Origin of the sequence: Desulfosarcina sp. (assembly GCF_033791525.1) — a bacterium.
Classification (GTDB): Bacteria; Desulfobacterota; Desulfobacteria; order Desulfobacterales; family Desulfosarcinaceae; genus Desulfosarcina.
Window position 1 is genome coordinate 1 of record NZ_JASJGN010000058.1, and the last position, 3524, is coordinate 3524.

The following is a 3524-nucleotide window of genomic DNA, read 5'->3' on the forward strand; positions in this document are numbered from 1 at the left end:
CCCGCCCCCGCCGTCGATATGCCGGCCGCGTCGGACCAGCCGGCGGTTGACCAGGACGAAGCGGCCGCCGCAGTGGAAGCGGAACCGGACCCTGAATTGTCCCCATGGGTGGTTTCCGCCGAGGCCAGCCTGATTCTGCGGTCCTCCGATGTAGAGGGCGATTCCGCCAAGTTCGAAGAGTATCGGGACATCACAGCGCCGGTGTCGGGCGACGTGGAGATCGATGTCGAAAAGGACCGGGACTACTACCTGCGCGGCGAGGCCGTGGGCATCGGACAGGATGACCAGTTCGTTGGGGCTGAAGGCGGACGCTACGGCAAGTTCGGCATCGATGCCACCTGGGACCAATTCATCCACCGCTATGCCTACGATGCCCGAACGCTCTATTCCGGCGTTGGTTCGGGATATATGAGCCTTGACGACAACCTGCAGGCCGATATCCAGTCCGCGCCAAATGCGGTCGAAGTGGCCAACCGACTCAGCGGCTACGTGACCACCAGTTCCGTCACGGGAGATCCCGTTACCACACGGGACCAGCGCAAGCTTGGTTTCAACCTGCTGGCATTCGACCCCTTTACCCTGCGAGTCGATCTGGCCAACGAAAAGCGTGAAGGCACCCGACCGTTTGCCGGTGCATTTAATAATTCCCAGATGGTGGAGCTTTTCGACCCTGTCGATTACGATACCACGGATATGAAGATCAGTGGCGAGTACGCCCAGGCACCTTTTCTTCTGAACGTGGCCTACCAGTACTCCCAGTTCAAAAACAACGTGGACACCCTGCGTTTCGACAATCCCCTGCGGGCAACCGATGCGGTCGGCGGTCCATCCAACGGCACCATCGACCTGGCGCCGGACAACCAGTATCATAACATCAATGTCAATGGCGCATTGACGCACCTGCCCTGGCGCAGCCAGATTACGGCCAGTGCGGCCTGGAGCCGCATGACCCAGGATGACGCCTTGGTGCCATTCACCAGCAACACCGCCATCACTGCACCGGCGCTGCCGGCCGAGCGGGTGGATGCCCGGGTGAACACATCGCTCTACAAATTCCGCTTCACCTCGAAGCCGCTGTCCTTCATGCGCGTCAAAGGCAGCTTTCGTTATTACGACTATGACAATCAGACCGGTGTGATCGAATTTCCCGACGGCTATGTCGAAACCGATGACTTTCCCGTTACGACAGCGATCCGAAATCTGCCCACCAGCTACACCCAAACGCAGGCCGGGGCGGAGGTCGGATTCGATGTATTCACGCGATCCAACCTGACCCTGGGCTATAGATATGAGAAAACCGATCGGACAAACCGCGAGGTCGCCGAGCAGGAAGATCACATCATGAAAGCATCACTGGATACCCGCGTCCTGGATTGGCTGGACCTTCGCACTTCATACGCGCGCACCGAACGGGACATCGGTGATTACCGCTACGACGTTTATCTTGAAGGCGGCCAGGATCTTGAGCAGCTCCCGCAATTGCGAATGTACGACCAGGCCGATCTGACGAGGGATTTTTTCGAGATCCTGGCCACCGTCTACCCCACGGATGCGTTGGCCCTTAGTGGTTCCGCGGCTTATGGCACCGATGATTTCCACGATTCGCCATACGGGCTGATCGAGGACAATCGCTATGTATTCTCATTCGATACCGACTATGCACTGGGCGATCGGCTGACCTTAAACCTCTTCTATACCCACGAAATTTATGAAAATGAGCAGCGCGCCCGGCAAAATGGCGGGGCGACGGATTTTGACTGGACCGCGGATGGCAAGGACCTGGTTGACACGATCGGCGGCGGTTTTAAGCTGGCATTGATTCCGGATCTTCTGGATCTGGATCTGATCTATGCCTACAGCGACGTTGACGGGAATCTCGAATTCTCAAGTCCGTCCGGATCGTTCGAAGATTTTTTCGCCGTGGACGATACCAAGACCCACATGCTGAATACCAAACTCATCTACCACAACACCTCCCTGGACTTCGATGTTGCCGTTGGCTATCTCTGGGAGAAATTCGTCTATACGGACTTTGCCGCCGAGGGTTTTTCCTATGTTCCCACGGACACCACCGGCAACTACCAGGGGGCCCTTTTGTCCGGGACCCTGCCCCAGGATTACGACGCCCATGTGGTCTACACCAAAATTACCTTTCGGTATCGCTGATTCTCAGGTCGCTTGATTTAGTGACTCCATCCATCCCCCTTGTCTACCGGAGCTGCGGTCGGCACAAGACATTAGCTTTTACTGCTGTTCAACGTTACTCAAAAATAACTTGAGTAGTTGATTCTCAACCTCGAAACCCTCCTATTATAGTACCATTTTCAGAGATGTTCCGGTTTCTTTTAAGCCATCCTTTTCGATTAAATTGAGAAGCATCCCTCTCGCCGGCTGACACCGCCAATCGTCTAAACATAATAATGTATACATTAAATTACACCCAAGTGTACAGTTCCGTTAATCTTGCATGCTAAAATCTGTAAAAAATTATATAAATATTTGTAATTGATATTAAAAAGTACTTGGTATGATCGTTGCTAATACTTCTGTTGAAATAATTGCTAAAGCGCCGGCAGCTTAAGAAAAAACAACCAAGAGGTGACTTAAAAGCAACCAATCGAATGCCGTGGGTAGAGGGCCATTCCTCAGTACCATTCATGGGATTCCAAAGATGTCTTCGATGAGACTCGATCCACTGAAATGGGTCGGAAAGGTTTTTACAATGAAAAAGTACTTAATGGTTTTGTTCGTCGGTTTTCTTTCCATTGCCATGTCGGGTATTTCGTTTGCCAAACCGGATTACCCCGCAGGAACCTGCGGAGGATGCCACGGCGTACCGGTGGTCACTAATTTTCAACTCCCATCGTCCCATGATTCAACTACCGTTCCCATTGACAGCTTTATGGCCACGGATTCTGACCGATATAATAAGACCCGTGTCAATGGGTACCTGCTGACCACCTCGGCTGCCGCGCCCAGCTCAAGCGATCCCGGTTGGCAGTCTTCACCGCCCAGTCAGTTTACATTCACTGCTGATGGGCTCCAGACACTCTATGCGTGGGCCAAAGATACCTTTGGTAGTGTGTCAACCGCCGCTTCCGATGTGGTTGATATTTTAATCGTTGTTCCCAATTCTCCGCCTGTGGCCGATGCCGGCCCCAACCAAACTGTGAAAGAGGGGGTTACCGTTACCCTGAACGCCTCCAACTCCGATGACAGCGATGACGGCATCGACAGCTACCTCTGGGAGCAGGTCCCCGGAGCCGTTGCCGTGGATATCTTAAACCCTTCGGCAGTAAAACCGACCTTTAACACTCCCAATGTGGGGCCTGGAGGGGTGGCGTTGACCTTCCGCCTGACCGTGGCCGATGCAGCCGGGGATACCGACACGGACACCACCATCGTGAACGTGTCATGGGTCAATATTGAGCCTGTGGCCAATGCCGGTGGTGATCGAACCGTAGCCGAAGGCACACCGGTCACCTTGGACGGCAGCGCTTCAGATGGCGTTGACGACGGGATTG

At 54.1% G+C, this 3524-nt stretch carries 2 protein-coding genes; both read left to right on the forward strand.

Features of this window, described 5'->3' with window-relative positions:
* Window positions 1-2166, forward strand: a 2166-nt coding sequence (locus QNK41_RS02875; RefSeq protein ID WP_319253556.1) for an MtrB/PioB family decaheme-associated outer membrane protein, incomplete at its 5' end; no start/stop codon positions are given.
* Between the two features lie 556 nt (window positions 2167-2722).
* Window positions 2723-3524: PKD domain-containing protein (locus QNK41_RS02880; RefSeq protein ID WP_319253558.1), on the forward strand; the 802-nt coding region annotated here is incomplete at its 3' end.